The organism is Marinobacter sp. MIT930201 (assembly GCF_047122665.1).
GTDB classification, from domain to species: domain Bacteria; phylum Pseudomonadota; class Gammaproteobacteria; order Pseudomonadales; family Oleiphilaceae; genus Marinobacter; species Marinobacter salarius.
Genome location: NZ_CP138916.1, coordinates 1,554,384 through 1,579,792, shown reverse-complemented (window position 1 = coordinate 1,579,792; position 25,409 = coordinate 1,554,384). Strand labels below are relative to the sequence as shown.

Annotated in this window: 25 protein-coding genes; 10 read left to right on the top strand and 15 right to left on the bottom strand. The window is 58.9% G+C overall.

The annotated features are described in order from the left end of the window. The first annotated feature begins 42 nt into the window (after positions 1–42). The 3 genes from SIC19_RS07345 (at position 43) to rmf (ending at position 4,361) form a co-directional block, all read left to right on the top strand. Positions 43–2,373, top strand: coding sequence for a Tex family protein (locus tag SIC19_RS07345; protein ID WP_036202982.1), 2,331 nt, complete (start codon positions 43–45; stop codon positions 2,371–2,373). A gap of 68 nt (positions 2,374–2,441) precedes the next feature. Beyond that, positions 2,442–3,995, top strand: coding sequence for a glutamate--cysteine ligase (gene gshA / locus SIC19_RS07340; RefSeq protein ID WP_075194995.1), 1,554 nt, complete (start codon positions 2,442–2,444; stop codon positions 3,993–3,995). Positions 3,996–4,148: 153 nt separating this feature from the next. After that, positions 4,149–4,361, top strand: a complete 213-nt coding sequence (gene rmf, locus SIC19_RS07335) for a ribosome modulation factor (protein WP_036202988.1) — start codon at positions 4,149–4,151, stop codon at positions 4,359–4,361. A 36-nt stretch (positions 4,362–4,397) separates the two neighbouring features. Here rmf and fliL read toward each other — a convergent pair whose 3' ends face one another. Beyond that, positions 4,398–4,850 (bottom strand): flagellar basal body-associated protein FliL, encoded by a 453-nt coding sequence (gene fliL / locus SIC19_RS07330; RefSeq protein ID WP_075194996.1) that lies wholly within the window; start codon positions 4,848–4,850, stop codon positions 4,398–4,400. A 161-nt stretch (positions 4,851–5,011) separates the two neighbouring features. On the opposite strand from fliL, the gene SIC19_RS07325 reads away from it, so the two are divergent. Together SIC19_RS07325 and SIC19_RS07320 are read left to right on the top strand one after the other, a co-directional pair. After that, on the top strand, positions 5,012–5,518 hold the full coding sequence (locus tag SIC19_RS07325; protein WP_036202995.1) for a disulfide bond formation protein B: 507 nt from the start codon (positions 5,012–5,014) through the stop codon (positions 5,516–5,518). Between the two features lie 105 nt (positions 5,519–5,623). Then, on the top strand, positions 5,624–6,106 hold the full coding sequence (locus tag SIC19_RS07320) for an Rsd/AlgQ family anti-sigma factor (protein WP_075194997.1): 483 nt from the start codon (positions 5,624–5,626) through the stop codon (positions 6,104–6,106). Positions 6,107–6,179: 73 nt separating this feature from the next. Here SIC19_RS07320 and SIC19_RS07315 read toward each other — a convergent pair whose 3' ends face one another. The 3 genes from SIC19_RS07315 to SIC19_RS07305 form a co-directional block, all read right to left on the bottom strand. Beyond that, positions 6,180–6,890 carry an FKBP-type peptidyl-prolyl cis-trans isomerase gene (locus SIC19_RS07315; protein ID WP_036203000.1) on the bottom strand — a complete coding sequence of 237 codons (711 nt, stop codon included), beginning with the start codon at positions 6,888–6,890 and terminating at the stop codon, positions 6,180–6,182. Between the two features lie 105 nt (positions 6,891–6,995). Next, complete coding sequence (locus SIC19_RS07310) at positions 6,996–7,382, bottom strand: hypothetical protein (protein ID WP_036203003.1); 387 nt, start codon at positions 7,380–7,382, stop codon at positions 6,996–6,998. Continuing rightward, a complete protein-coding gene (locus SIC19_RS07305) occupies positions 7,376–7,855 on the bottom strand; it encodes a DUF2390 domain-containing protein (RefSeq protein WP_185906465.1) in 480 nt (159 codons plus the stop codon). The genes SIC19_RS07310 and SIC19_RS07305 overlap by 7 nt, the downstream gene beginning before the upstream one ends. Before the next feature lie 99 nt (positions 7,856–7,954). Here SIC19_RS07305 and SIC19_RS07300 point away from each other — a divergent pair, with 99 nt between their 5' ends. Continuing rightward, a complete protein-coding gene (locus tag SIC19_RS07300; RefSeq protein WP_127402126.1) occupies positions 7,955–9,910 on the top strand; it encodes an ATP-binding cassette domain-containing protein in 1,956 nt (651 codons plus the stop codon). Here the strand turns inward: SIC19_RS07300 and ppx are convergent. Then, a complete protein-coding gene (gene ppx, locus SIC19_RS07295; RefSeq protein ID WP_228712300.1) occupies positions 9,907–11,367 on the bottom strand; it encodes an exopolyphosphatase in 1,461 nt (486 codons plus the stop codon). The genes SIC19_RS07300 and ppx overlap by 4 nt on opposite strands. Positions 11,368–11,790: 423 nt before the next feature. Here ppx and trxA point away from each other — a divergent pair, with 423 nt between their 5' ends. Next, complete coding sequence (gene trxA / locus SIC19_RS07290; RefSeq protein ID WP_007153552.1) at positions 11,791–12,117, top strand: thioredoxin TrxA; 327 nt, start codon at positions 11,791–11,793, stop codon at positions 12,115–12,117. 216 nt (positions 12,118–12,333) lie between these two features. On the opposite strand, the gene SIC19_RS07285 is transcribed toward trxA, so the two are convergent. The 4 genes from SIC19_RS07285 to moaB are packed head-to-tail and all read right to left on the bottom strand — an operon-like array spanning position 12,334 to position 14,838. After that, positions 12,334–12,780, bottom strand: a complete 447-nt coding sequence (locus SIC19_RS07285; RefSeq protein ID WP_036203014.1) for a molybdenum cofactor biosynthesis protein MoaE — start codon at positions 12,778–12,780, stop codon at positions 12,334–12,336. A 1-nt stretch (position 12,781) separates the two neighbouring features. Beyond that, the gene (gene moaD, locus SIC19_RS07280) at positions 12,782–13,051 is read right to left on the bottom strand and encodes a molybdopterin converting factor subunit 1 (protein ID WP_051946533.1); all 270 of its coding nucleotides are present in this window, start codon (positions 13,049–13,051) and stop codon (positions 12,782–12,784) included. Continuing rightward, on the bottom strand, positions 13,048–14,262 hold the full coding sequence (glp, locus tag SIC19_RS07275; protein ID WP_075195002.1) for a gephyrin-like molybdotransferase Glp: 1,215 nt from the start codon (positions 14,260–14,262) through the stop codon (positions 13,048–13,050). The genes moaD and glp overlap by 4 nt, the downstream gene beginning before the upstream one ends. Before the next feature lie 3 nt (positions 14,263–14,265). Continuing rightward, positions 14,266–14,838, bottom strand: coding sequence for a molybdenum cofactor biosynthesis protein B (gene moaB, locus SIC19_RS07270; protein WP_036203020.1), 573 nt, complete (start codon positions 14,836–14,838; stop codon positions 14,266–14,268). 367 nt (positions 14,839–15,205) lie between these two features. Between moaB and rho the strand changes: the two genes are divergently transcribed. The 3 genes from rho to SIC19_RS07255 all read left to right on the top strand — a co-directional run bounded on the left by rho (position 15,206) and on the right by SIC19_RS07255 (position 19,242). After that, positions 15,206–16,468 (top strand): transcription termination factor Rho, encoded by a 1,263-nt coding sequence (gene rho / locus SIC19_RS07265; protein WP_036203025.1) that lies wholly within the window; start codon positions 15,206–15,208, stop codon positions 16,466–16,468. A 280-nt stretch (positions 16,469–16,748) separates the two neighbouring features. Next, on the top strand, positions 16,749–18,236 hold the full coding sequence (ubiD, locus tag SIC19_RS07260; RefSeq protein ID WP_036203027.1) for a 4-hydroxy-3-polyprenylbenzoate decarboxylase: 1,488 nt from the start codon (positions 16,749–16,751) through the stop codon (positions 18,234–18,236). Between the two features lies 1 nt (position 18,237). Further along, complete coding sequence (locus tag SIC19_RS07255; RefSeq protein ID WP_075195003.1) at positions 18,238–19,242, top strand: 2Fe-2S iron-sulfur cluster-binding protein; 1,005 nt, start codon at positions 18,238–18,240, stop codon at positions 19,240–19,242. Positions 19,243–19,259: 17 nt separating this feature from the next. On the opposite strand, the gene SIC19_RS07250 is transcribed toward SIC19_RS07255, so the two are convergent. The 6 genes from SIC19_RS07250 to SIC19_RS07225 all read right to left on the bottom strand — a co-directional run bounded on the left by SIC19_RS07250 (position 19,260) and on the right by SIC19_RS07225 (position 25,292). Continuing rightward, entirely contained in the window at positions 19,260–20,498 is a 1,239-nt protein-coding gene (locus SIC19_RS07250) for a heme biosynthesis HemY N-terminal domain-containing protein (protein WP_036203032.1), read from the bottom strand. Then, positions 20,495–21,613: a uroporphyrinogen-III C-methyltransferase gene (locus SIC19_RS07245; protein WP_075195004.1), complete on the bottom strand. Its 1,119-nt coding sequence runs from the start codon at positions 21,611–21,613 to the stop codon at positions 20,495–20,497. Before SIC19_RS07245 ends, SIC19_RS07250 begins: the two co-directional genes overlap by 4 nt. Positions 21,614–21,615: 2 nt before the next feature. Continuing rightward, positions 21,616–22,428, bottom strand: coding sequence for a uroporphyrinogen-III synthase (locus SIC19_RS07240; RefSeq protein WP_075195005.1), 813 nt, complete (start codon positions 22,426–22,428; stop codon positions 21,616–21,618). Beyond that, on the bottom strand, positions 22,409–23,350 hold the full coding sequence (hemC, locus tag SIC19_RS07235; RefSeq protein ID WP_036203041.1) for a hydroxymethylbilane synthase: 942 nt from the start codon (positions 23,348–23,350) through the stop codon (positions 22,409–22,411). Before hemC ends, SIC19_RS07240 begins: the two co-directional genes overlap by 20 nt. Positions 23,351–23,435: 85 nt before the next feature. Next, entirely contained in the window at positions 23,436–24,191 is a 756-nt protein-coding gene (locus SIC19_RS07230) for a LytR/AlgR family response regulator transcription factor (RefSeq protein ID WP_075195006.1), read from the bottom strand. A gap of 6 nt (positions 24,192–24,197) precedes the next feature. Beyond that, positions 24,198–25,292 carry a sensor histidine kinase gene (locus SIC19_RS07225; protein WP_075195007.1) on the bottom strand — a complete coding sequence of 365 codons (1,095 nt, stop codon included), beginning with the start codon at positions 25,290–25,292 and terminating at the stop codon, positions 24,198–24,200. Positions 25,293–25,409 lie beyond the last annotated feature (117 nt).

The following is a 25,409-nucleotide window of genomic DNA, read 5'->3' as shown; positions in this document are numbered from 1 at the left end:
TGTACCTTTGCGCTTTGACTCGTAAGCATCAGATGAGGTTGCATGAACAGTATCATCAGGCGCATTGCTGACGAACTGGGTGTTCGTGAACAGCAGGTGAATGCCACCGTTGAAATGCTGGACGGTGGCGCCACCGTTCCTTTTATTGCCCGTTATCGCAAGGAAGTCACCGGTTCGCTCGATGACAGCCAGTTACGGTCCCTGGAAGACCGCCTGCGTTATCTGCGTGAGCTGGAAGACCGTCGTTCCACGATCCTCAACAGCATTGAGGAGCAGGGCAAGCTGACCGATGAGCTGCGTGCCAGCATCGATTCGGCGGACACCAAGAACCGCCTCGAAGACCTCTACCTGCCGTATAAGCCCAAGCGCCGAACCAAAGCGCAGATTGCCCGTGAAGCCGGTCTGGAGCCCCTGGCCGATGCCCTGTATGACGACCCCACGCTGGAGCCAGAGAGCACAGCGGAAGGCTATATCAATGATGAGGCCGGTGTTACCGACACCAAGGCCGCGCTTGATGGTGCCCGCTACATTCTGATGGAACGCTTTGCCGAGGATGCGGAACTCCTGGGTGAGCTGCGTGACTTTATCTGGCAGCAGGGGCAGCTCAAGGTCACCGTGGTGGACGGCAAGGAAAATGAAGGTGCCAAGTTCCGCGACTACTTCGACCATGTCGAGCCACTGAAAAAGGTGCCATCCCATCGTGCGCTTGCCATCCTCCGGGGGCGCAATGAAGGCGTGCTTACCTACTCCATTGTGGTTGGCGATGCGGAAGACGACCGTCGCCAGCCCCATCCGGCGGAACAGCGTATCGCCGCGCGCTGGCATATCCGTGACAACGGCCGTGCGGCCGACCGCTGGTTGTCGGAAGTGGTGCGCTGGACCTGGCGCGTAAAGCTGTCCACCCAGATCGAAACCGACCTTATGGCCCAGGTGCGGGAAGCGGCAGAAACCGAGGCCATCAATGTGTTTGCCGCCAACCTCAAGGATCTGCTGTTACTGGCGCCGGCGGGCCCCCGCGCCACACTGGGGCTGGACCCCGGCCTGCGCACCGGTGTGAAGGTGGCCATCATCGACGGCACCGGCCAGGTGGTGGGGCACGGTGGTATTTTCCCGCACGCGCCCCGCAACCAGTGGGATCAGTCCATTGAACAGTTGGCGAGCTGGTGTCGGCAGTACCGCATTGAACTGGTGGCCATTGGTAACGGTACGGCCTCCCGCGAAACCGAAAAGCTGGTCGCGGACCTGAGCAAGCGTTACCCGGAGCTGAAGCTGGCGCGGATTGTGGTCAGCGAATCCGGTGCTTCGATCTATTCCGCCTCTGAATTCGCCTCCCGCGAACTGCCGGACCTGGACGTGACCATTCGCGGGGCGGTCTCCATCGCCCGCCGGTTGCAGGACCCATTGGCGGAAATGGTGAAGATCGAACCCAAGTCCATCGGTGTGGGGCAGTACCAGCACGACGTGTCTCAGGTGCAGTTGGCCCGCAGCCTGGATGCCGTGGTGGAGGACTGTGTTAACGGTGTTGGTGTGGATCTAAACACCGCATCCATCCCCCTGCTGGCACGGGTGTCCGGCCTGAACCAGAGTATTGCCCAGAACATCGTCGATTTTCGTAACCAGAATGGCGTGTTCCGTGATCGCAGGCAGTTGCTTAAAGTGTCCCGCCTTGGTGATCGTACCTTTGAGCAGTCGGCCGGTTTCCTTCGCATTGCGGGGGGCGACAATCCGCTGGACCGCTCGTCGGTGCACCCGGAAGCCTATGGTGTGGTTGAGGCTATTGCCCGCCAGAACAATCGCAAGATTGAAGGTATCGTCGGCGACGCCGATTTCCTGCGCTCGTTGAACCCGCAGGACTATGTCACCGAACAGTTTGGTCTGCCGACCATAAAGGATATTATTACGGAATTGGAAAAGCCGGGCCGTGACCCCCGGCCGGAGTTCCGCTTTGCCAGCTTCGAGGAGGGAGTGGAAACCCTCAATGACCTGAAGCCGGGTATGGTGCTGGAAGGGTCGGTCACCAACGTGACCAACTTCGGCGCGTTCGTGGACATCGGCGTCCATCAGGATGGCCTTGTGCATATCTCTGCGTTGTCGAATACCTTCGTGAAAGATCCGAGGGAAGTGGTCAAGGCAGGGGATATCGTCAAGGTGAAAGTGATGGACGTGGATATCCCGAGAAAGCGGATTGCGCTTTCCATGCGTATGGATGACCAGCCCGGGGAGAAATCCGACAACCGCGCCGGCTCCAGCAGTAAAGGTGGCAAACCTTCCGCAAGAAATGACCGCCACAAGGGCGCAGACAGCGGGCAAAAGGGTGCCATGGCCGGAGCGCTGGCACAGGCTCTGGCGTCGGCCCGCAAAGACGGCCGTTAACCCGCGCCGCTACACACTACCGTAATGGCCGCCGGTGTTCCCGGCGGCCATTCAAGCAGGAGTCATTCATGGGTGAATCCCGCCATCAGCTTTTTCAGCAGTTCACGGCCAACCAATGGGCCGGATTTCGAAAAGGCGTTGAGAAAGAAGGCCTGCGGGTCGATCGCAACGGCTTTATCGCACAGACTCCGCACCCCCGCTCGCTGGGTTCCACACTGACTCATCCCCGTATCACCACGGATTACTCCGAAGCTTTGTTGGAGCTGATTACCCCGGTGTTTGATACCACGCGAGGGATGCTCGATTCGCTCCGGGATACCCATCGCTTCGTTCAGTGCAATCTTGGGGATGAGGTGTTCTGGGCCGCGAGTATGCCGTGTGAGCTGGACGGCGACGCGAGCATTCCCATTGCCGAGTATGGCACTGCCAATATCGGTCGCCTGAAGCATGTGTATCGCCAGGGGCTGGCCGTGCGTTACGGTCGCATGATGCAAAGCATTGCTGGCGCCCACTACAACCTGTCGCTGCCTGACAGTTTCTGGAGGCTTTGGCAGGACGCCCTTGGTAACCAACAAAGCCTGCAGGACTTCAAGTCGGACCAGTATTTCTGGCTGATCCGCAATTTCCGTCGTCGCAGCTGGATGCTGATGCTGCTGTTCGGCGCTTCTCCGGCGCTGGATGCCAGCTTTGTGGCGGGTGTACGTCATGACCTGAGCAGGTTCAGCGATGATACCTGGTATGGCCGCGAGGCCACATCGCTGCGCATGGGCGATCTGGGCTATCACAACAACGCTCAGGCATCGCTGAATATCTGTTTCAATGAACTGAAGACCTATACCGACACTCTGTTCAGGGCGATTCATACCCCGTGGCCAGCTTACGAAAAGATGGGAACCCGGCGCGACGGCGAATTCATCCAGATCAACACCAGCGTGCTGCAGATTGAGAACGAGTACTACAGCGCCGTGCGGCCAAAGCGCACCACCGAGCGTGGGGAAAAGCCGATACAGGCCCTGGAGTCACGGGGCGTGGAGTACATTGAGGTGCGTTGCCTGGACCTGGATCCGTTCTCCCCGGTTGGCGTTAACGAAAGCCAGATCGATTTTCTTGACCTGTTCCTGCTGGATTGCCTGCTGTCAGACAGCCCCCGAATTGACGATGACGAATGCGATCGCCTTGATGACAATTACCAGGATGTGGTGGCTAGGGGCCGGAATCCGGACCTGACGATCTGTCGCTCCGGTGAACGCGGCCGGGTCGGTGACGCTGCCATTGCCCTGATGGACCGTCTTGCCCCTCTTGCAGAACAGTTGGACAGCTTGAACGGAGATTCCACCTATCGGCGAGCGCTGGATGACCAGCGTGCCAAGCTCGACGATCCGCGTGAGTTACCTTCAGCGAAGGTGCTTGAAGCCATGGAGGCTTCCGGCATGGGTCACCGGGAATGGGGGCTGGAAATGTCCAGGCAGCACCAGCAAACGCTGCGAGGGGAAGGGCTGTCGCCGGATGTGATGGCGGCGTTTGACAAAATGACCGCTGATTCGCTTTCCGAGCAGGATGAAATGGAGCAAGCCGAAAACCAGCCATTCGGAGAATTCCTGGAGCAATACCTGCAATCCTGAACCGGGAGTGCCCCTCCCGGTCGGGCGTCACACTCTCCCCGGACCTGTCGCACAGAAACGTAATTAACGTTTGTCAGCTTCGGTTAGCGCTGTTAATTTCTGTAAGCAGAGTGACAGCATCTGATGGTGGCTACAGGTAAAGGGAGAACCGGTATGGCCAGAGACATCAAGTTAGGGTGGGATGTTGAGTCCCTGAATAAAGCCTATCGCCAGGGCTATATGGCCGCCTCTATGGGCATGGAACGCAGCCGCTGTCCCTATCGCGGAGAAGTTGTTGTTGCCGCCTGGGAAGCAGGATGGGAAGACGCTGAACAGGTTACCAATGAGGCGCGGCCGGTCGACGACCTGTTCTCCCGCATCGCCTGATACCTGTGCTTGCCGCCTGCTCACCCGGCCGTTGTATTACTTCTGTACAACGAACTCCGTAAACAGCACACCGGTAATGCTCTCACCGGTCTGTTGCTCTTCCAGGGCCGTGTTTATTCTCTTCGTGGCCTCTTCACGCAGCGACTGCTGTCCCTCTGTCGAGGACAGCTGTTCCGCGTCAGTCTGCTCCCCGAACAGCATCACCAGCTCATGACGTAGCCTGGGCATGTGTGCCTCCACCGCCGGACGGGTGGTTTCCTTCGACGCCCTGATGGTAACCGCTGCCTTGAGATAGGTCAGTTTGGCGCCCGGGTCCCCCACGTGGGTGACAAAGGGCGGATCCATTTCGATGTAGTCCGTGATGGCTGGTTCCTTTTCCTGCTCTTCCTGTGTCTCGTCTCCCCCTTCTTCCTCTTGGGCAAAGGCGGTTGGAGCCAGGGGAAAGGCAAAAAACAGGGCCAGCAGAAGGTACTTTGGCTTAAGTGTCATAGGCTTGAAGTTCGTATTGGTTTAAGGTTAAGTGGCTGGGCGCACGCAGCCGCCACCTGATGCTGGGAGAATAGCAGGCTCGATGCGCGGTTGCAGCATCCGATGCTTTACCGCCCAAGGCGGGCGACAGACTGACCTGAACGTTAACCCGAGGTACCCCTTTGAACTCCAGAGCCGTTTTCTTTCTGATATTCCTGCTATGCGCCGGGCTGCTTGGCGTGGCCTTCTACATGGAGCACGTTATGGGGTTGGAGCCCTGTCCTCTGTGTTGGCTGCAGCGATTCGGTTTTATGGCCGCTGGCATCGTCAGCCTCCTGGCAGCGCTCCATGGCCCCCATGGGTTCGGTGCAAGGGTCTATGGGTTATTGTTGTCTGTCAGCGCCGGTGCTGGCCTGGCGATGGCGGGCCGACAACTGTGGCTTCAAAGCCTGCCGGCGGATCAGGTGCCGGCCTGCGGGCCATCGGTGGATTACATGCTGGATGTGTTGCCCTGGATGGAGGTGTTGACCACGGCGCTGAAAGGCACGGGCGATTGCGCCGAAGTGACCTGGCGTTTCCTGGGGCTCAGTATTCCTGGCTGGACGGCCATCTTTTTCTTGTTGCTGGTGATTGTCGGCCTGGTGATGCTGTTCCGGCCCCCAAGAAAGCCGGAATGGATACAGGGATGAAACGGTTGCGACCGACCGCTGGCATGGGGTAACTTGAGTTTCGATACACTTGAGTTTCGATACAACAGAAATCAAACCAGAACGCGGTAACCGGAGATAGGCGTCATGTTGGATAATTGCCGTAATGCCAGGGAGCGTTGGGGTGGCGTCAGCGAGCTGATTGATCGCTGGCTGAAAGAAAGGCAGGAACTGCTGGTACACTACTGCGATTTGTCCGGTACGACGGACTATTCCCAGACAGAGGCGCTGCGCACGAAATTCATCAAGCTGTGTGAGGTGCTGGTGGATTACGTGTCGGCAGGGCACTTCGAAATATACGAGCAATTGGTTCAGGAAGCCCGTGAATTTAACGACGGTGGACTGGAGCTGGCGGTAAAGCTGTACCCGAAAATTGAGCAGACCACGGAAACGGCACTCAATTTCAACGATCGCCTTAACGGGCAGTCGCTGACGGAGAGCGAAGTTCGCGATTTGTTCCAGCAGCTATCAGAGCTCGGTGAAACTCTGGAAAGCCGGTTTGAGATGGAAGATTTCCTGATTGAGCATCTGCACAATGCCCATGCTGACAAGGTAATGTCGTCGGCTTGAGGTGAAGGCTTGAAACCTCCCCCCGATTCCAAAAGGAAATGGGGGGAGTGGCCGTTGTTGCCAAGCGGCTTATTTATTCCGGATTGATTTCCAGAAGTTCCACGTCGAAGACCAGGGTCTCGTTGGGCCCGATCCGCTGGTTTCCTCCAGGCCCATAAGCCAGTTCCGAAGGAATGTAGAGTTTCGCCCTGCTGCCTTCAGACATCAGTTGCAGTCCTTCGGTCCAGCCCGGTATGACCTGGTTCAGTCCAAAGGTGACCGGCTCGCCGCGCTCGCGGGAGCTGTCGAACACTTCGCCTGAGATTAACTCGCCGGTGTAGTGCACCTGCACGCGGTCTTCGGCCGTCGGCTTTTCACCATCGCCTTCTTCCAGGATTTCATATTGCAGGCCGGATTCCGTGGTTTTGACGCCGTCGCGTTTGGCATTCTCCGCGAGGAACTGTTCCCCGGCTTCCTGATTTTTCTTCGCCAGTTCTTCCGCCTGGGCCGACTCCTGCTCCTGGAGCTGAGTCTGGTAGGCCATCAGGGCTTCCTGGATTTCCTCACGGCTCATTCGCGTCTGTTCTTCGTCGCCGTCGTGGCCGTGCTGAATGCCTTGGAGGAATTGCTCCATCTTAAGGTTCGGCAGGTCGTTGCTCATTCTCTGGCCCATGACCAGGCCCATGCCGTAGCTGACTTTCTCATCCGTGGATTCCAGCGCCGGATCTTCCGGAACCGCTTCCTGGGAAGAAGAACAGCCTGCCATGACACCGGCCACAGACAGTGCGATCAGGGTTTTTCTCATTACATCGTCCTTAGTTAAGCTTGCGTTGAATGATCGGGAACGCACAAAAGGTAACGGGTTCTGTCGCCAGATGCCACTGAACATGTGTTAAGGAAGGGAGTAATCTCAACTACCGTTATTGGCAGTGTCAGGGCCGAGCGAAAAAGGTGCGCGGTAGGGCGATTGCCAATCGGTTTCCGAGTCGGACACGGGCGGGCGTACGCTCTTGCTTTCAGATCGCTCTATTGCCAGCGCGTTCCAGGGCCCTTGCGCAGGTGGCTTGTCAGCGTAGTGCCAGCTGCCGTCGCTATCCTTCCACTTGAAGACGATGTCGGGCCCTTCAGTTGGAACCGGTGAGGGAACCAGGCCCTCAAACGCGGGAATTTCGGCATTGGTTTCGGCCTTTGCGGGTTTGCTGGTGGTTTCGGCGGGGTCATTCAGGCCGAAAAACATCAGTGCCACCAGGACGCCGAGAGCGGGAAACGCCAGCCGGATTAGCCATTTCATCAACATGGCTTGTTATCTCCTTCAACGAGGGTCGACAGTTCTCTGGTCAAAATGTCCAGCAAGCTGCCGGTCTCGTTATCCATTGTCTTCTCTGGTGCTGCGGCGAGCAAGTTGCTGAGGGCCAGATTGGCCATTGTTGCCTCACCGCTGCCTGTATGTTTGTTTGAAACCAGAGCCTGATAGGCCAAGGCCAACTCGACCCGTTCCGCTTCAAGTTCGCTACGGGCGATGCACTCTCTTACAATAGCAGTGCCGGGGTCATTCTTCGTAATGGTTTTCTTCGCTGATCGAAGCGGCTCCGTGACTTGGCGCCGCCATGCGGTTACCTGCGCGCTCTCAGTGCCCGGAAGCACGTTGCCTGAGGTGGTCAGCCACGCTGCGCAGAGAATCCGGGTAACGCTCCAGCCTCGGTCCTGCAGGCCGAGGCACGCATCCCGTGCTGCAGAGGACTCCCAGAAACGGCAGGCAAACCGCCACAATGGGTTTTCCGGATCTGCATCCTCAGGTATCTTGCTACCGCTACACGCCATAGGGGCCAGGCCGGTTCCTTATCAAACGTTCCTTGATACCATTACGTTATGCTTACGATAACCGATCTCAGTTTACAACGAGGTGGCGTCTGGTTGCTAGAAGCCGTCAACCTGACCATCCAGCCCGGCCAACGGGTAGCGATAGTGGGTGCCAATGGCGCTGGCAAGTCCAGTTTGTTCCAGTTATTGCTGGGGCAGCTGGCGCCGGAGCAGGGCAGTGCGTCTTTGCCCGGAGGGTGCCGAATCGCTCACATGGCTCAGGAAGTGGCCGCCTCGTCCCGCACGGCTCGGGATTTTGTGCTGGATGGCGACTATGATCTGCGACGCATGGAGTCAGAGTTGGCTGACGCCGAAGAGCGGGATGACGATCACCGCATTGCCCGTATTCATGGCGAGCTCGACATCCATGAAGCCTGGTCTGCGCCTCGCCGCGCGGAAGCGTTGCTGAGAGGTTTGGGGTTTTCGGATGCCGACGCTGATCGGCCAGTGTCTTCGTTTTCCGGCGGCTGGCGGATACGCCTCAACCTGGCCCAGGCGTTGATGCGCCCGTCCGACCTGTTGTTGTTGGACGAGCCCACCAACCACCTGGACCTGGACGCCTGTCTTTGGCTTGAGAACTGGCTGCGGCGGTACGAGGGCACCCTGCTGTTCATTTCCCACGACCGGGACTTCATGGACCGTGTGGCGACTCACCTGGTGCATTTCGACCAGCGGCGGCTGGACCTGTATACGGGTAATTACTCATCATTTGAGACCCAGCGCAGTGAGCGCATTGCCCAGCAGCAGGCCGGGTATGAGCGCCAGCAGGCAAGAATTGCCGAGATCCAGCGTTTCATCGATCGTTTTAAAGCAAAAGCCACCAAAGCCCGCCAGGCCCAGAGCCGGGTCAAAGCGCTGGAGCGCATGGAAAAGATTGCTCCGGCCCATGTGGATTCCCCGTTCAGTTTCGAGTTTCCGGTAGCCGATAAAGTATCCAATCCGCTGATGTCGATTCGTAACGGCGCGGCGGGTTATGGCGACGCCGTTGTACTCGAAGGTATCAACTTGTCACTGCTGCCGGGCAGTCGTATTGGTCTCTTGGGCCCCAATGGTGCGGGCAAGTCCACGTTGATGGATGCCCTGCGGGGGCAAAGCACCCTGTTGCGGGGTGAGCGGACCACGGGAGAACATGTGGCGATCGGTTATTTTGCCCAGCATCAGTTGGAGTCGCTGGACCTGGACGCAAGCCCGTTCCTGCACCTGCAGCGGCTGGCCCCGAAAGCCTCCGAGCAAAGTGTCCGTAATTTTTTGGGCGGCTTTGACTTCCACGGCGACGAGGCCTTGTGTGCTATTCGCTCATTCTCCGGTGGTGAAAAGGCCCGTGTGGCGCTGGCGGTGATTGCCTGGCAAAAGCCCAACCTGTTGCTGCTGGACGAGCCCACCAACCATCTGGACCTGGAAATGCGTCAGGCCCTGACCATGGCGCTGCAAAACTTTGAGGGGGCGATTGTGGTGGTTTCCCATGATCGTCACCTGCTGCGTAACACGGTTGATGACTTCTGGCTGGTGAATGAGGGGCGGGTTACGGAATACGAAGGCGACCTGGAAGACTATGAGCGCTGGCTGGCGGACCGTCGCAAGGATGAAACCGAAGCTCCACGCCGTGAAAGTGGTGAGGCCCAGGCCGCAGGCAGTAACGCATTGGCTGCGGATAGTGGTGTTGGTGAGAACGCCGAAGATCGTAAGGCCCGAAAGAGGGCAGAGGCGGCCATTCGTCAGAAACTTAGCCCCTACCGCAAGCAACAGGGGGCACTGGAGAAAGAAATGGATCAGCTCCAGTCCACGCTGGTGACACTGGAGCAGAGCCTTTCAGAGCCGGAGCTCTATGCCGATCAGGGCAAACAGAAGCTAAAGGATCTGTTAGGGCAACAAGCCACCGCAAAGAGTCGTCTGGCAGAGGTAGAAGCCGAATGGCTTGAAATCAGCGAAACGGTCGAGAGCCTCGAGGCAGAACTAACGCCCTAGAATTTCACCTCCAGGGTGAAATTCTGTTTGGCCAGGTAATCCCGTTCGTTTTCAAGATCGGCCAGGGTCAGCGGGCGTTCATCCAGCCATCCTGCAGTGAATTCCAGGGCCAGGCCATTGTTGGATGGATGCAGGCGGAATTCGGGGGGCTGCTCATGATTCCGCGGATGCTGCAATAGCACTGCCAGTCGAACCAGTACGCACAGGTAACGTAGGCGGGGAACGTCTTCGGGGTTCAGTCCTTCGAAAATGGCGGAAGAGAACTTGCGCCGGTGCCCGCGAACCAGCGTTGCCAGATCGCGCTGAAACTGTTGACTGAAGCCGGGAAGGTCGGAATACCGCAACAGGTAGGCGCCGTGCTTGTGATACTGGCTGTGTGAAATGGTCAGGCCGATTTCATGCAGCCGGCAGGCCCAGCGCAGCACTTCTTCATCAGTTGCTGTGTTCAGCTCCCAGGTGCTCGCCACCTGCCTCCAGGCCGCGATGGCGGTATGCTCCACGGCGCTGCCGTGTTCCTGGTCGACGTGATAGCGTTCCTGCAGGGCCTGAATCGTTCGTACCCTTACATCCTCGTGCTGAATCCGGCCGGCAATGTCGTACAGCAGGCCTTCCCTCAGCGCGCCGTCGGCGAACGTCATTTCCGTTATCTGCAGCGACTGGAATGCGCCCATCAAAATCGCAAACCCCGCCGGGAAGATGCTTTGGCGATCGGCGCGGACGCCCAGGTCACCGAGTTTCTCAGCCTTGCCCATATCGACCAGTCGGGTCCTGAGTTCCATCATCGCGTCCAGGGTGATGGTGCCGTCAGTGATCCTGAGGCTGGTCAACACGCTGGCAATTGCCTTGATCGAGCCGGATGACCCCACCGCACTTTGCCAGCCCTTGCTGCGGAAGTGCTGACGGATATTGAGCAGTTCCTGTTCGGCGTGGGTAACGGCCTTGTCCATTTGCTTGCGGGTGATCTTGCCGTCAGGAAAGTATCGGTTGCGGAACGACACGCAGCCCATGTGCAGACTTTCGAGCTCCTGGGGTTCGAAGCGTTCCCCGATGATAAACTCGGTACTACCGCCCCCGATGTCAATCACCAGTCGCCGGCCACTGTCATCCGACAGGGTGTGTGACACGCCCAGGTAAATCAGACGGGCCTCCTCCCGGCCGGCGATGATTTCCACTGGGTATCCCAGCACCTCTTCCGCCCTGGTCATGAATTCATGGGCGTTGCGCGCCACCCGCAATGCGTTGGTGCCCACCACCTGGACCGCCGCTGGTGGCATTCCCTGGAGCCTCTGGGCAAAACGGCTAAGGCAGGCCAGGGCACGTTCCTGGGCGTCTTCGGTCAGGCGGTTATGACTGTCCAGCCCGGCACCGAGCTGTACCTTTTCCCCCATCTTCTCCAGGGTGCGGATTTCACCATGAACCAGGCGGGCGACCACCATGTGGAAGCTGTTGGAGCCCATATCGATTGCAGCGAGCAGTTCTGGCGGGGTGGCGGAAGAGTTGGCCGTCACGTGTATTGAATTCCTTCTGCCAGGCCCTAGATAGAGGGAAGGGAGCTTGAAAGAATGCATGCCGGAAACACGGCAGCGTTCATGTAACCATTGTTGTCAGGGCGAAGGCGGACGTTAACCACCATGCCTGGGGATTACTATAAGCGATATGCGGTGTAACGCAATGGGGCGGTATTGCTCAGGATGAGGGTAATCCGAAGTGCCGGGGTGGAACGAAGCGCTTCACATACGCCTGACCAATCGCGTAAAGTAAGGCTTACAATAATTTAGGAAATCGGTTGCCCCAAGCCTTTTGCGGCAACTGTCAGAACAGTCAACAGCATCATTCAGGCGGCCAGAGCCGCTGGTGGGTGCACGAATCGGGAAACTGAAATGAGCGGAAATATTGTAAACGTTACAGATGCCTCTTTTGAGCAGGATGTACTGCAGTCAGACGTACCGGTACTGGTCGACTACTGGGCAGAATGGTGCGGCCCATGCAAGATGATCGCGCCAGTCCTGGAAGAGATGGCTGAAGAGTACGAAGGCAAGCTGAAAGTCTGCAAACTGAACATCGACGAAAACGAGCAGACCCCGCCCAAATTCAACATCCGCGGCATCCCCACCCTGATGCTGTTCAAGAACGGCAACGTGGACGCCACCAAAGTAGGCGCACTGTCCAAGTCACAGCTGGCTGCGTTCCTCGACAGCAACCTCTGATTGCTGCGAGTTGGCCAAAAGCCGCCCCTGAGCAAACGCTCACGGGCGGTTTTTTATTGCCAGGCAAACAACCAGTCAGGCGAGTAGTTCCGAACACCCCTTCCGAAAATGTGCGGAGCCAAGGATGGCGGAGCCCAAGCGTACACGGACGTATTCAAAGCGTTTTTCGGAAGGGGTGTTCGGAATTGCTCGCCGTCTGGCCACAAAGTCTCGGAGTTAATCCCAACTCTGAGTCCGGTCCAGATCAGCAGCCTTCTGCTCAACCCAGTGCTCCGTGTCGCCCGTGATCTCCTTCTTCCAGAACGGCGCCGACGTCTTTAGTGCATCCATGATGAACTCACAGGCCGCAAATGCATCACCACGATGGGCACTGCACACCCCCACAAACACAATCTGATCAGACAATGCCAGCGATCCCACCCGATGAATAATCCGCGCGTCCCGCACATCCCAGCGTTGTGAGGCTTCATGAACCAGTCCCTCGATAACCTGCTCCGTCATCCCCGGATAGTGCTCCAGAAACAGCCCCGTCACACCGCTCAGGTCACCACTGTCCCGAACGAGTCCGGTAAACGTCGCGATGGCCCCGGTGCCGGAACCGCTGTTTCGAAGGGCACGGTACTCTTCAGCCGGGTCAAAATCCTGTTGCTGGACGCGGATCACATCAACCTCCTGTCACTGGCGGAAAAAAGGCCACTTCATCACCGGGCTGTAGCGCCCTGTCAGGCTTGGTCATTACCTGATTGACCGCAATCATCACCGGTTGCGCGCCGTCCAGCTGGGCCCAGTTCCCCCCTTTAGAAGCAAGGCTGTGCAGCAGTTGACCGGCAGTCAGCCCGGGTTGGGCCTCAACCGTCAGCGTGCTTGTATCCAGTTCCTCCCTCAGGCGGGCAAAGAACTTCACCGTAATAGAATTATCCGTAGCCATGGTCATTCCAGCAGCTCCGCAAACGAGTAATAGGTAACAGGGTCACCGAGGTTAATGGTCGTGTTCTCAGGTACCACAGCCAATCCCTCAGCCCAGCAGGCAGAGCTCAGGACGCCGGAGCTCTGGTTGGGATAGGCCGTGATCATAAGGCCGTCATCGCCAATGCTCTTGCGGGCACGGACGTATTGTCGACGAATTGAGGGCTTCTCCGTCGAAAATCCGGCCGGGATCTGTTCTCCGCCACCAGTAACCCCCGTTCGGCTCTGGCAGGCGCGAATAAACGGCATGCCCATCACCATAAAGCTGACCAGCACGGCCACCGGGTTGCCGGGCAGGCCCAGCACCGGCGTGTCGCCAATCGTACCGAAGGCCATTGGTTTGCCAGGTTTGCTGGCAAGCCGCCACAGGGACAGGTTGCCTGATTCCTCCAGCACCGCCCGAACATGGTCTTCCTCGCCCACCGACACGCCGCCGCTGGTGATGATCAGGTCGGCCTCGGCTGCGGCCCGCTCAAGAGTCTTGCGGGTCGCGTCCCGAGCGTCCTTCAGGGCCTCACAGAGCACCACCTCGCAGCCTGCTTTCGCCAGCAATCCCAGCAGGGTGTAGCGATTGCTGTTATAGATCTGTCCAGGCCCCAGTGGTTGTCCGGGATCCACCAACTCGTCACCGGTTGTGAGAACGGCGACTTTCAGTTTTGCGTACACGGCAACGTCTGCCGTACCAATGGAGCCCAGCAGGCCCATTTCCTGGGGGCGGATCCTGGTGCCCGCCGCCAATGCCAGCTCGCCCTGAGCCAGATCCTGGCCACGGCGACGGATATTCTGGCCTTCGCTGACAGGCCCATTGACGGTGATACCGTCGCCGCAAACGCTGACCCGTTCCTGCATGATGACCGCGTCCGCGCCTGAGGGGATTTCCGAACCGGTGAAAAGACGCACGGCCGTTCCAGGCTTGAGGGTCAGGCGTTCTTCACCAGCAGCTGTGCGCCCGGACACCGGTAGTGGTTCCCCGCCAGCAAGATCCCCGGCACGCACGGCGTAACCGTCGACGGCGCTGTTATCCGCTGGTGGTACATCCGCCGGAACTGTGTAGTCCCGGGCCAGAACCCGGTCCAGACTGTTTGTCAGTGCCACGGTTTGCGAGCGCGTGATCGGGCGCGCCCGGGCAACCAGATGGTCAATGGCTTCTTCAACGGGAGTCAGGTCAGAGCTTGCCATGGATTATCGCTCCGAGCGCTCGCCAATAACCTGGTCGATCCGGCTGAGAGGCTTGTCCGGTTTGCCGAGGGCCAGGTCTGAGAAGTTGCAGGGGCCGTGGCGACTGTCCAACTGACTGACGAGAATGCCGTTCCAGCCGGTGCGGCAGGCACTTGTTGAACCGGGCAGGCAGAAAATCACCGTGTGATTGGCCAATCCGCCAAAGGCTCGGGACTGAATCGTGGAAGAGCCAATCTCGCTGGCGGAAAGCCGGCGGAACTCCTCACCGAAGCCGTCGATGGCCTTGTCCAGCAATGGGGAGACCGCTTCTGGCGTACTATCGCGCTCATGGAAGCCGGTGCCGCCGGTGATGATCACCACGTTGATCTCCGGGTCGGCGATCCAGCCGGACATCAGCGCCCGTATGAGATAGACATCGTCCGGCAGGATGCGTCGGGCAACCAGTCGGTGGCCCGCTTCAATGATGCTGTTCTCCAGGAACTTTCCTGATGAGTCTTCCGCTTCACCCCGGCTGTCGGACACCGTCAGCAGGGCGATACTCAGGGGTTTCAGTTCGACGGTGGCGTCGATACTCATGGATGCTCTCCAAAGTTTTTATAGGTCTGTCTAACAGTATCTCTATTGGGAATGATGAATGGAAGGGGAGACATTCATCAGAGGGATACGGGGCATTTGCGGAGGCTGTGGGCGACCCCTTAAGGAGAAATTGGTTCAAAAATGCGCGACATTACTTGACATTGGTACGCAAGGTGGCTGATGATCGCTCTTGCCCGGCGAACGGTTGTTCTTCCTGTCTCTGGCTTCAGTACCTTTCCGGACTCCATCTACACCGGTTGCTCCATCTGGCCAGCACCAAGTTCAACGTATATCCGATCAATCCGTTTAGGGGCACCCCTTTCATTTCAATATTCGTTTACTTCCATTCCTGACTATCTAACAACCTATGAACCTTACTGAACTCAAGCAGAACTCCATGCCCGAATTGCTCGATATTGCGCAAGAGATGGGCCTCGATAACCTGGCTCGCTCGCGCAAGCAGGATGTCATCTTCACGATCCTGAAGAAGCATGCTAAAAGCGGCGAAGACATTTATGGTGACGGCGTACTGGAAATTCTGCAGGACGGTTTCGGCTTCCTCCGTTCCGCCGACGCCTCATACCTTGCCGGTCCTGACGACATCTACGTGTCGCCAAGCCAGATTCGCCGTTTTAACCTGCGGACCGGTGACACCGTTGCCGGCAAGATACGCCCGCCGAAAGACGGCGAGCGTTACTTTGCCCTGCTGAAAGTTAACGAGATTAACTTCGACAAGCCGGACAACGCCCGAAACAAGATCCTGTTCGAGAACCTGACACCGCTGTTCCCGGACGAGCGCCTGATGCTTGAAGCCGGTAATGGCAGCACCGAGGATCTGTCCTCACGGGTTCTGGATCTGGTTGCGCCCATCGGCAAGGGCCAGCGCGGCCTGATCGTGTCTCCGCCCAAAGCCGGTAAGACGCTGCTGATGCAAAGCATCGCCCAGTCCATCACCCGTAACAATCCAGAGTGCCATGTGATGGTGCTGCTGATTGACGAGCGTCCGGAAGAAGTAACCGAGATGCAGCGCACCGTGCGTGGTGAAGTGATCGCCTCCACCTTCGATGAGCCCCCGGCCCGTCATGTGCAGGTGGCCGAGATGGTCATCGAAAAGGCCAAGCGTTTGGTCGAGCACAAGAAAGACGTGGTGATTCTGCTGGATTCCATCACCCGTCTGGCCCGTGCCTACAACACGGTGATTCCGTCCTCCGGCAAGGTACTGACCGGTGGTGTGGACGCCCACGCCCTTGAGAAGCCCAAGCGTTTCTTTGGTGCGGCCCGTAACGTGGAAGAGGGCGGCAGCCTGACCATTCTTGCCACCGCGCTGGTCAACACTGGCTCCAAGATGGATGAAGTCATCTATGAGGAGTTCAAGGGAACCGGTAACATGGAGATCCATCTGGATCGCAAGATTGCCGAGAAGCGCACCTATCCCGCCATCAATATTCGCAGCTCTGGCACCCGCCGTGAGGACCTGCTGATGAGCGAGGCGGATATCCAGCGCATCTGGATTCTGCGCAAGCTGCTGCACTCCATGGACGACGATACTGGTGCCATTGAGTTCCTGCTGGACAAGCTGCGTGAAACCAAGACCAACGACGAATTCTTCCAGTCGATGAAGCGTCGTTAAGTTTTGGTTTCGGTTCGGGCCCTCTTTGCGCACTGAGCTTGGGGGCTGGTAACGCCGGGGATCGTCTCCCCGGACACGCCGTGAACCCATCCATGGGGGCTCGGCATTGCCATCCTTGGCAATGCACGGTCCGGGGGAGACGATCCCCGGCGTTACCGACCAGACTTCTCGCGCGCACGTCTCCCCATCTCCTGTTCCTGCACCAAAGCTGAAACCTAGGCCAGAGCCGAACCAAATAACCAGAATTCGCGTACAATGCCGGAATCAACCGGAGTAGCCGATGAAATACAACGACCTGAGAGACTTCATAGGCCAGCTTGAAAAGTTGGGAGAGCTGAAGCGTATTTCAGTGGAAGTCGATCCCCACCTGGAAATGACCGAGATCTGCGACCGCACGCTGCGGGCAGGTGGCCCCGCGTTGTTGTTCGAGAACCCCAAAGGCTACGACATGCCCGTGCTGGCCAACCTGTTTGGTACGCCGAAACGCGTGGCCATGGGCATGGGGCAAGACAGCGTGACCGCGCTGCGGGACATCGGCAAGCTGCTCGCCTTCCTGAAAGAGCCCGATCCTCCCAAGGGCTTCAAAGACGCCATCGAGAAACTGCCGCTGTTCAGGCAAGTGATGCGTATGAGCCCCAAAGTGCTTCGCTCGGCGCCCTGCCAGGACGTGGTGATCGAAAAGGACCAGGTGGATCTGTACCAGATACCGGTTCAGCACTGCTGGCCCGGGGACGCAGGGCCTTTGGTGACCTGGCCGTTGGTGATAACCCGTGGGCCCCATAAAGAACGCCAGAATCTTGGTATTTACCGGCAACAGGTCATTGGCCGTAACCGGCTGATCATGCGCTGGCTGAGCCATCGTGGAGGTGCGCTGGATTTTCAGGAGTTCCAGAAAGCCAACCCGGGTAAACCCTACCCTGTGGCCGTTGCCCTTGGGGCGGACCCGGCGACCATCCTGGGTGCGGTGACGCCGGTGCCGGATTCGTTATCGGAATACGCCTTTGCTGGCCTGCTCCGCGGCGGAAGAACCGAATTGGTGCAGTGTGGTCTCAGCGATCTGCAGGTGCCGGCCAGTGCCGAGATTGTGCTGGAAGGGTTCATCTATCCGGACGACGTAGCGCCGGAAGGCCCGTTCGGGGACCATACCGGTTATTACAACGAAGTGGATGAATTCCCGGTGTTCACCGTGGAGCGGGTGACGCACCGCAAGGACCCGATTTACCACAGTACCTACACTGGCCGCCCACCCGATGAGCCCGCCATTCTGGGTGTGGCACTGAACGAAGTCTTCATTCCCATCCTGCAGAAGCAGTTCCCCGAGATTGTGGATTTTTACCTGCCTCCCGAGGGGTGCTCCTACCGTCTTGCAGTGGTGACCATGAAGAAACAGTACCCCGGCCATGCCAAACGGGTGATGATGGGAGTATGGTCATTCCTGCGGCAGTTCATGTACACCAAGTTTGTGATCGTTACCGACGACGACGTAAACGCACGGGACTGGAAAGACGTGATCTGGGCCATGACCACCCGCATGGACCCATCCAGGGATACCACGCTGGTTGAGAGCACTCCCATCGACTACCTGGACTTCGCTTCGCCGGTGTCCGGGCTGGGCTCGAAAATGGGGATGGATGCCACCAGCAAGTGGCCGGGCGAAACCGATCGGGAGTGGGGCACGCCCATCACCATGTCCGACGACGTCAAAAGGCGTGTGGACGACATCTGGGACAGCCTGGGGATTGAAGTTTCATCCGATCGCCCCGATTGATATGGCCAGCCGTGAATGTCGTATTCAACTCGTGCCGGCGGTATTGTCCTTTACCGCAGCCGCCGACGAGACGCTGCTTGCGGCAGCCGGCAGGGCGGGGATCGCGGTTCCCGCCGCCTGTCGCAATGGCGTGTGCGAGCTCTGTGAGGCTCGCCTGGTCAGTGGCGAGGCCCTGAATACCCGCAATCAACACACAATTCCGGTCACCGGGCGACTGATGATGTGTCGCACCCTGGCGCTCAGTGACCTTGAACTGGAGATAGACGCCGTTATGGCAGCCGGAGACAACCAGCCTCGCAAGTTCCAGGCAAAGGTGGTGGACGTTCGTTCCATCAGCCACGATGTTTACCGTGTGGAACTGCAACTGCCCCGTCGCCGGGAACTGTCGTTTCACGCCGGCCAGTACCTGTCCGTGAATCTGCCGGATACAGACCCCTGTTATTTTTCCATCGCCAGCAGTCCGTCTGAAGAATTGATTGAGCTGCACATTCAGGCGACACCGGAGTGGGTGTCTGCACAGAAAGTGATTGATGCATTGACCTCTGGCGGAGAGGTGACCGTTGAATTACCCCACGGCCGCGCGTGCCTGGCGTCCGCGCCGGACAAACCGCTGTTGCTGGTCGCCGCCGGAACGGGGTTTGCCCAAATGAAGAGCCTGGTGGACTACCTGCAGAACACGTCTTACGACAAGCCTGTGAAGTTCTACTGGGGCGTTCGCCGCCACGAGGATATGTACCTGCGATCCCTGGCCCAGCAGTGGCAGGAAGAATGGCCGCCCTTTACCTTCCTGCCCGTGGTAGGGGATGACGAAGACAACGAGTGGAGTGGCCACCACGACCAGTTGGTGCGAACCGTGCTGGCGTCGGGCATGGACTGGAGCAACGTGGAAGTTCACGCCAGCGGCTCGCCGACGATGGTCTATACCTTGATGGATGCGTTACTTGAGGTGGGGTTGCCGCAGGAAGCATTTCTCTCCGATGTACTGGAATACGCCCCGAGAGGTTGAGACCCGGGGCCAGCCCCTCAGGCCTTGGGCATCGGCAAATCCGGCAACCCACTATCGTTAACCAATCCCTGCATCAACAGCTTCACACTGTTCTCACCCTCGCCCATGTGAGCATTCAGGCGGCTCAGCTCGGCCATGGTTTCACGGCTGCGGCGTAGCCGAAGGCTGGTTTCGAAATACTCCCGCGCCTTGCCCCAGAGCTCGTTGCGCAGGCTCAGACGGCCGAGTGCCAACAGCAGCTCTGCATTGTTGGGACGATCCTTCAGCCACTGCTCCGCTACCAGCAACTGCTCATCCGGCTTCAGGCCTTTTACGCGGCCATACAGATTGACCAGTTCATCACCCCAGTGATTGCGCAGGACTTTCCTCAGCAGGGTTTCAGCCTGGGCTTCGTCGCCCAGATCGGCAAGCAGCCGGGCATACTCCCGAATGGTGTGTTCGTCACGGCGGAGAAACCCTGGCAGCTCATCCCAAAGTTTGGTGAGAGGCTCAAGGGACGCTGAAGGCTCACCCGAGTGGCGGCGGCACTCCTCTGCGGCACGCTGCAGAAGGTTTTGCCAAACCAGGCGTTCCAGGTCGCCTTGTTCTTCACTCTCCATCAGGTTGCGCTTGCGGATTTCCGGCAACAGGCGGGACAGCTCACGCCAGTCTTCCAGGCGCACATAGGTGTTTTTCAGCAACTTGAGTACAAACGGATGGTGGGGCGCCTGCTTGCGCAGCCGCACCAGGGTTGCCAGGGCCTGCTCCAGTCGGTTGCCCGCCAGTTGCAGTTGGGCCTGAGTAATGCCCACGGCCATGTCGGAGCCCGGGGTGCTTTCAAAGGCCTTGCGCAACAGTTCGTCAACGGCCTCGTGATCGCCGGATTCAAACGAGGCCTGGGCCGCTGCCAGGTAGTTGATCAGTGGCGTGTCCGCGTGCTCTGCTGAAGAAGTGAGCAGCTTGCGGGCACGTGGCCAGTTACCCTCCGCCAGGGCCAGCAGCCCCTGAGTGGTTCTGCGCCGGGCTCGGCGTTCATTGCTGCGGGCCAGCCAGCCGGCGACCATGCCGGTGCCATGGCGCAGTCGACGGAACAGATTGATGGTTAGCACGGACGCTGCCACCAGCAGTACCAGCAACGCCAGACCAATCCAGAAATTGGTTTCAATCAGATAGTTGCCCAGGCTGATGCGGATGTAGCCAAGGTCGTACTGCAACCCCAGCGCAAGCCCGGTGCCCAGCAGTAAGGCGACCAGGATGATCAGCAAAATGCGGATCATGATGCGTCTCCCTGTTCACCGTTGCTGCCATTCTTTTCGGCCTCTCCGTTGTCCAGTCGACCGGCCAGTCGTGCCTTGAGCAGTTCCAGTGAGCGGCTGATGTCTGGCAGTTCCGGATCAACGTTCTTTTGTGAGAGTTCCTCCAGGGTCTGCGAGAGCGCGATGATGCGGGTGTTGCTGCTGTCGTACCAATTATTGATGGCATTGCTGGCTTTGGTCAGGGAGCGTGAGTAGAGCTGTTGATGACCGCGAAGTACGGCCAGCTCGGCTTCTTCCAGCATCAACTGCAGATTGAGCCGTGCATAGGCGCTTTGCTCCGGAGACAGCAGGGGTTTGACCGGCTCATCGAGCCTGCGGACCACAACCACCTGAGACAGGGTTTGCTTGACCTTGTGCCATCCCTCGGCAACCAGGCCCTGCCCGGAAGCATCGGCTTCCGGGTTCTCGCCGCTACTGACAAATCCTGGGGCGCGATCATGAATCAGTGCACTGTCTGTCAGTTGGTGGATGCTGTCGATAGCCGCTTCCAGTTTCAGGTAGAGCCCGGTGCGGTCGACATCGACAATGCCCTTGAGCGCCAGGATTTCCTTGGCCAGTTGCTGGCGAACCGGGTAAACGCCGATATCGTCTGATTCCGCCAGAACTTCATCACCGGATTCCAGTGCCGCCAAGGCCCCGCGAATGTCCTTTTCGATCATGAGCCTCTGGTTGGCCACCCTCAGCAGATATTCCGCCTCGGCCAGCAGCCAGTCAGTACGAGTGCGGTTTCCGGCCTCCAGCAGTTCACGGGCGTTGTGGTCGATCTGCCGTTGCTGGGTCGCGATCAGTTCACGCTGTTCAGACAGCTTGTCTTCCAGCGCCTGCAGGCGACGGCTCTGCTCACTGCCGGTCTGGCCGTACATCCGGTCCAGTTGCTCGGTGTCACTCTCCAGATCGGTGATGGACTGTTGCAGTGCCTGGTAGTTGTTCCATTGCTGCCAGCTCCAAAGAGACAGGGCAACGGCCAGGGCGAGCGCCAGTAGTGTAATGATCCAGAGGGGCCACAGTTTTTGCCGTGTTTGCTGATGCTTTTCGATCGGGGCAGGCAGTTGTGCGTTTGATTCTGTCACGGGCATCCTTACTTGGTGTTTCCGGAGCCTCCGTCCAGGCTGGCAAGTTGTTCTGCAACTGCAGCCACAATCGAGCTATCGGCAAGGCTTCCTGGTATACACGTTCGCCGGAGGCCGGCCAGACGTGCTTGTTCGGCAATCCGCTCAACGGGGACAACCAGTAAAGTGTTTTCAAGATTATGGCCGGTATTGTCACTGAGTGCGATGAGATTGTTCAATGTTTCTCCCGACAGTGTGACGATGGCCTCGGGGGAAAAGTCGTTCAGCATCGCGTTCAGCGTCGCTTTATCATAGTCGGGACAGAAGCGACGATAAAGGGGCAGCACGGTGACTCGCGCGCCTCTGCGTTCCAGGGTTTGCGGGATCAGTTCCCGGCCTTCCTGTCCGCGCACCACCAGAACCTTTTCGTGCTCCAGTGTGGCCAGCTCCGGCAACTGTAGCAAATCTTCGCTGGTGTGGCCGGTTTCCGGTTGCCGCGTTTCCAGGCCATAGTTGCTCAGCACCGTGGCGGTTCCTGCCCCGACGCCGTACCAGTGGATGTCGGTGGGTGTCTGGGGCCACCACTCGTCCAGCCAGTCGAGCAGCAAGGCGGCGGCATAGGGGCTGACGGCAATGACGTGGGCGAACTCGTCCAAGTTGAGGATCAGCGTGCGGGTTGCGGGGTCTTCCGGGAGCGGCTCGCGGGCGATAAGCGGCATGACCCGCGCATCGGCGCCGGCATCGCAAAAGCGCGAGGCCAGCCGGTCGGCTTCCGGTTGTGGCCGGCAGATGAGTATCCGCCGGCCCTCAAGGGGTAGCGAATCAGGTTGGGGTGTGGCCATAGATGTCAGCCAGTACCTTGTCTGCACCCAGTGCGAGTAGGTCTTCCGCCAGTTCGCGTCCAAGGCGCTCGCCTTCGCTGCGGGGCGCGCGGCCTTCAACGCGGAATACCTGGGTGCCGTCGACGGCGCCCACGAGTCCCCGAAGCCAGAGCATGTCATCGTCTTCCAGCAACGCGTAGGCCGCGATGGGTACCTGGCAGCCGCCCTGCAATCGCCGGTTCAGGGCCCGTTCCGCTTTCACTCGGTCCGAGCTGTCGCGATGATCCAGGGGCTCCAGCATGGCGATCAGTTCGGCATCATCGAGGCGGCATTCGATGCCAAGCGCACCCTGGCCCACGGCAGGCAGGGATATACTGTCTGGCAGGCAGTAGCGGATACGGTCATGGAAACCGAGGCGTTTGAGCCCGGAGCTGGCCAGGACGATGGCCTGGTAATCGCCGGCATCCAGCTTTGCCAGGCGGGTATTGACGTTGCCACGCAAGGTGCGGATTTCCAGGTCGGGCCGGTAGGCACGCAACTGGGCTTCCCGGCGCAGGCTGGCAGTGCCGACTACGGCGCCGTGGGGCAGGGCGTCCACGTTATCGTAGTCATTGCTGACGAACGCATCGGTGGGGTCTTCCCGCTCACAGATGGCCACCAGCCCCAGCCCTTCCGGAAACTCCATCGGCACATCTTTCATGGAGTGCACCGCCAGGTCGGCACTGCCTGCCAGCATGGCCTCTTCCAGTTCCTTGACGAACAGACCCTTGCCGCCAATCTTGGCCAGCGGCACATCCAGGATCTTGTCGCCCTGGGTTTTGATCTTGACCAGTTCCACGGTCACGTTGTCGTGGAGCCGCTCCAGTTCAGACTTGATAAATTCCGCCTGCCACAACGCCAGTGCGCTGCTGCGGGTTGCAATGCGAAGGGTTCGTTTTGACATGGTGTACGTTGCCGGATCTGAAAAATGGTACGCCAAGGGTACTCTTTGTGAGGCAAATTGTGGAGCCGAATGTTGAGCGCCCAGGCTACCCGGGGCGATGCTCCTTTAGCCATTGCCGTAAAGAGGCGGCGTGTCTCCGGCTTACGGGCAGTTGCCCGTGCTGGTCTGTCAGATCAATCAGGTTCTGGCCATCCCGTTGTTTCAGCAGCGCTCGGATATAGCGCACGCCTACCAGGGTGTGTCGGTGAATCCGCAGCAGGTATTGCGAGTAGGTGCTTTCCAGTTCTTTCAGGGTGTAATCGGTGACGGTTTCGCCGCGCAGGTGATGGATGGTGACGTATTTCTGATCGGCTTCGCAGTACAGAATGCCCTGGATGTCGATCAGTTCAGTCCCGCGGTGGGTGCGGATGGCCAGCTGTTCGTCCGTACCCGATTGCTTTTCAGTCAGCGCCTGCAATTGCACCCGGTTGACTCGGCCAGCCCGATTGAGGGCGTCGGTCAGCGCTTCACGACGTACCGGTTTGAGCAGGTAGGCCACCGCGTGTACATCGAACGCCTGGATGGCGTAATGATCATAAGCGGTGCAGAAGATGATGGCCGGAGGGGCCTCCAACGAAGCCATCCGTCGGGCGGCTTCCATGCCATCGGTACCCGGCATGCGGATATCGAGCAGCAGGATGTCCGGCGCCAGGCGCGCGGTTTTCTCCAGTGCTTCGTCGCCGTCGCCAGCCTCGTCACAGACATTGTAGCCAGGCAACGCCTCCACCAGTCGGCGTATGCGCTCCCTGGCCAGAGGTTCGTCGTCGGCAATCAGTACGCTGCGGTGATTGTTGTCGCCCATGCTTGCCTACTTGCTCCCTGTTGCCGGTTTTCCGTTGCCACTCGCTGTCTGCCATGGCAGCCGGAGAGTGACAGTATAGATATCATTCTGGTGGCTGTGTTTCAGCACGGCGGGCTCACCGAACAGGGCGTGCAGGCGGGACTGAATGTTGGCCAGCGCCATTCGGTTGCCTTCGTGGCTACCCTGGTCAGAATCCGGGCGCGGGTTCTGCACCATCAGGTAGACCGAGGGGCCCTTGCGGTAGGCCTCAACCTTTACGGTACCTCCGTTCGGACGAGGCTGAATGCCATGATAAATGGCGTTTTCGACCAGTGGCTGGAGGGTCAGGGGAGGGATGGCCTGTTGTTCCAGTCCATCTTCGATATGCCATTCCAGTGTCAGCCGGTCTTCCAGACGCAGCTTTTCAATGGCCAGGTAGCGTTTGCACAGGTCCAGTTCGGCGCTCAGAGGAATCAGGCGGTCACCGGTGCGCAGGCTGGCGCGGAACAGTTCGGACAGATCCAGCACGGCGTCTTCGGCCCGTTCCGGGTTAACGACAATCAGGCTGGCAATGGTGTTCATGCTGTTGAACAGGAAGTGTGGATGGATTCGTGCCTGCAGGGCGGTCAGCCGGGCCTGCATTTCTGACTCCCGCTGTTGTTGCCACTGGAACTGCAGGTAGAAGTATCGCAGCACCATCAGTGTGATCAACAGCGCCAGCAGCAGTTTCTTGGCCACGCCCTGCCAGGCTTCGAGGCCGGGTTGCGGGTGTAGCACGCTGTCTGCGAAGAGGCTGAAGGCCAGCACATCCAGCATCACGATGGTAACAATCACTGTGGTGGCACGGGTAACTGTCAGCCGTGAGAGCCAGCGCCGCATGGGGCAGATCAGGGCGGCGCTGGTCAGCACCGTCCATTGCACGAACAGGGACAGCAGGCCGAAGTAGTTCCAGTCAATCCAGTGGCTTTCGGCCTGAACGATGGACAGCACCAGCACCAGCAGTTCACTGGTGACCACCAGCAGGAAAACGGCCCTGACCCGGCACAGGTCCGGCACATAGAAATCGGCGTCGCTTTCCGCGAGTGCCTGGGCTGGGCGTTCCCTGTTGTGTCTTGCGGCCATTGAACCTGTTCCTGATTCCTGTTCCTGATTTGGGGGAGGGCAACTGGGCGCCGCGGAATGCTATAATCCTGCGATATTCCATTTACCCATTCCCGCAGAATGATGCCGGGCTGTCAG

Excerpts from the sequence above, each read along its gene's own strand:
- ppx (WP_228712300.1), bottom strand. The coding sequence starts at position 11,367 with ATGGGCTCCAACAGCTTCCACATGGTGGTCGCCCGCCTGGTTCATGGT.
- SIC19_RS07300 (WP_127402126.1), top strand. The coding sequence starts at position 7,955 with ATGCTTACGATAACCGATCTCAGTTTACAACGAGGTGGCGTCTGGTTG.
- SIC19_RS07245 (WP_075195004.1), bottom strand. The coding sequence starts at position 21,613 with ATGCCCGTGACAGAATCAAACGCACAACTGCCTGCCCCGATCGAAAAG.
- rho (WP_036203025.1), top strand. The coding sequence starts at position 15,206 with ATGAACCTTACTGAACTCAAGCAGAACTCCATGCCCGAATTGCTCGAT.
- SIC19_RS07225 (WP_075195007.1), bottom strand. The coding sequence starts at position 25,292 with ATGGCCGCAAGACACAACAGGGAACGCCCAGCCCAGGCACTCGCGGAA.
- SIC19_RS07255 (WP_075195003.1), top strand. The coding sequence starts at position 18,238 with ATGGCCAGCCGTGAATGTCGTATTCAACTCGTGCCGGCGGTATTGTCC.
- SIC19_RS07320 (WP_075194997.1), top strand. The coding sequence starts at position 5,624 with ATGTTGGATAATTGCCGTAATGCCAGGGAGCGTTGGGGTGGCGTCAGC.
- hemC (WP_036203041.1), bottom strand. The coding sequence starts at position 23,350 with ATGTCAAAACGAACCCTTCGCATTGCAACCCGCAGCAGCGCACTGGCG.
- moaD (WP_051946533.1), bottom strand. The coding sequence starts at position 13,051 with ATGACCATGGCTACGGATAATTCTATTACGGTGAAGTTCTTTGCCCGC.
- SIC19_RS07250 (WP_036203032.1), bottom strand. The coding sequence starts at position 20,498 with ATGATCCGCATTTTGCTGATCATCCTGGTCGCCTTACTGCTGGGCACC.
- moaB (WP_036203020.1), bottom strand. The coding sequence starts at position 14,838 with ATGAGTATCGACGCCACCGTCGAACTGAAACCCCTGAGTATCGCCCTG.
- SIC19_RS07240 (WP_075195005.1), bottom strand. The coding sequence starts at position 22,428 with ATGGCCACACCCCAACCTGATTCGCTACCCCTTGAGGGCCGGCGGATA.
- glp (WP_075195002.1), bottom strand. The coding sequence starts at position 14,262 with ATGGCAAGCTCTGACCTGACTCCCGTTGAAGAAGCCATTGACCATCTG.
- ubiD (WP_036203027.1), top strand. The coding sequence starts at position 16,749 with ATGAAATACAACGACCTGAGAGACTTCATAGGCCAGCTTGAAAAGTTG.
- SIC19_RS07315 (WP_036203000.1), bottom strand. The coding sequence starts at position 6,890 with ATGAGAAAAACCCTGATCGCACTGTCTGTGGCCGGTGTCATGGCAGGC.
- SIC19_RS07345 (WP_036202982.1), top strand. The coding sequence starts at position 43 with ATGAACAGTATCATCAGGCGCATTGCTGACGAACTGGGTGTTCGTGAA.
- SIC19_RS07310 (WP_036203003.1), bottom strand. The coding sequence starts at position 7,382 with ATGTTGATGAAATGGCTAATCCGGCTGGCGTTTCCCGCTCTCGGCGTC.
- SIC19_RS07230 (WP_075195006.1), bottom strand. The coding sequence starts at position 24,191 with ATGGGCGACAACAATCACCGCAGCGTACTGATTGCCGACGACGAACCT.
- trxA (WP_007153552.1), top strand. The coding sequence starts at position 11,791 with ATGAGCGGAAATATTGTAAACGTTACAGATGCCTCTTTTGAGCAGGAT.
- gshA (WP_075194995.1), top strand. The coding sequence starts at position 2,442 with ATGGGTGAATCCCGCCATCAGCTTTTTCAGCAGTTCACGGCCAACCAA.
- rmf (WP_036202988.1), top strand. The coding sequence starts at position 4,149 with ATGGCCAGAGACATCAAGTTAGGGTGGGATGTTGAGTCCCTGAATAAA.
- fliL (WP_075194996.1), bottom strand. The coding sequence starts at position 4,850 with ATGACACTTAAGCCAAAGTACCTTCTGCTGGCCCTGTTTTTTGCCTTT.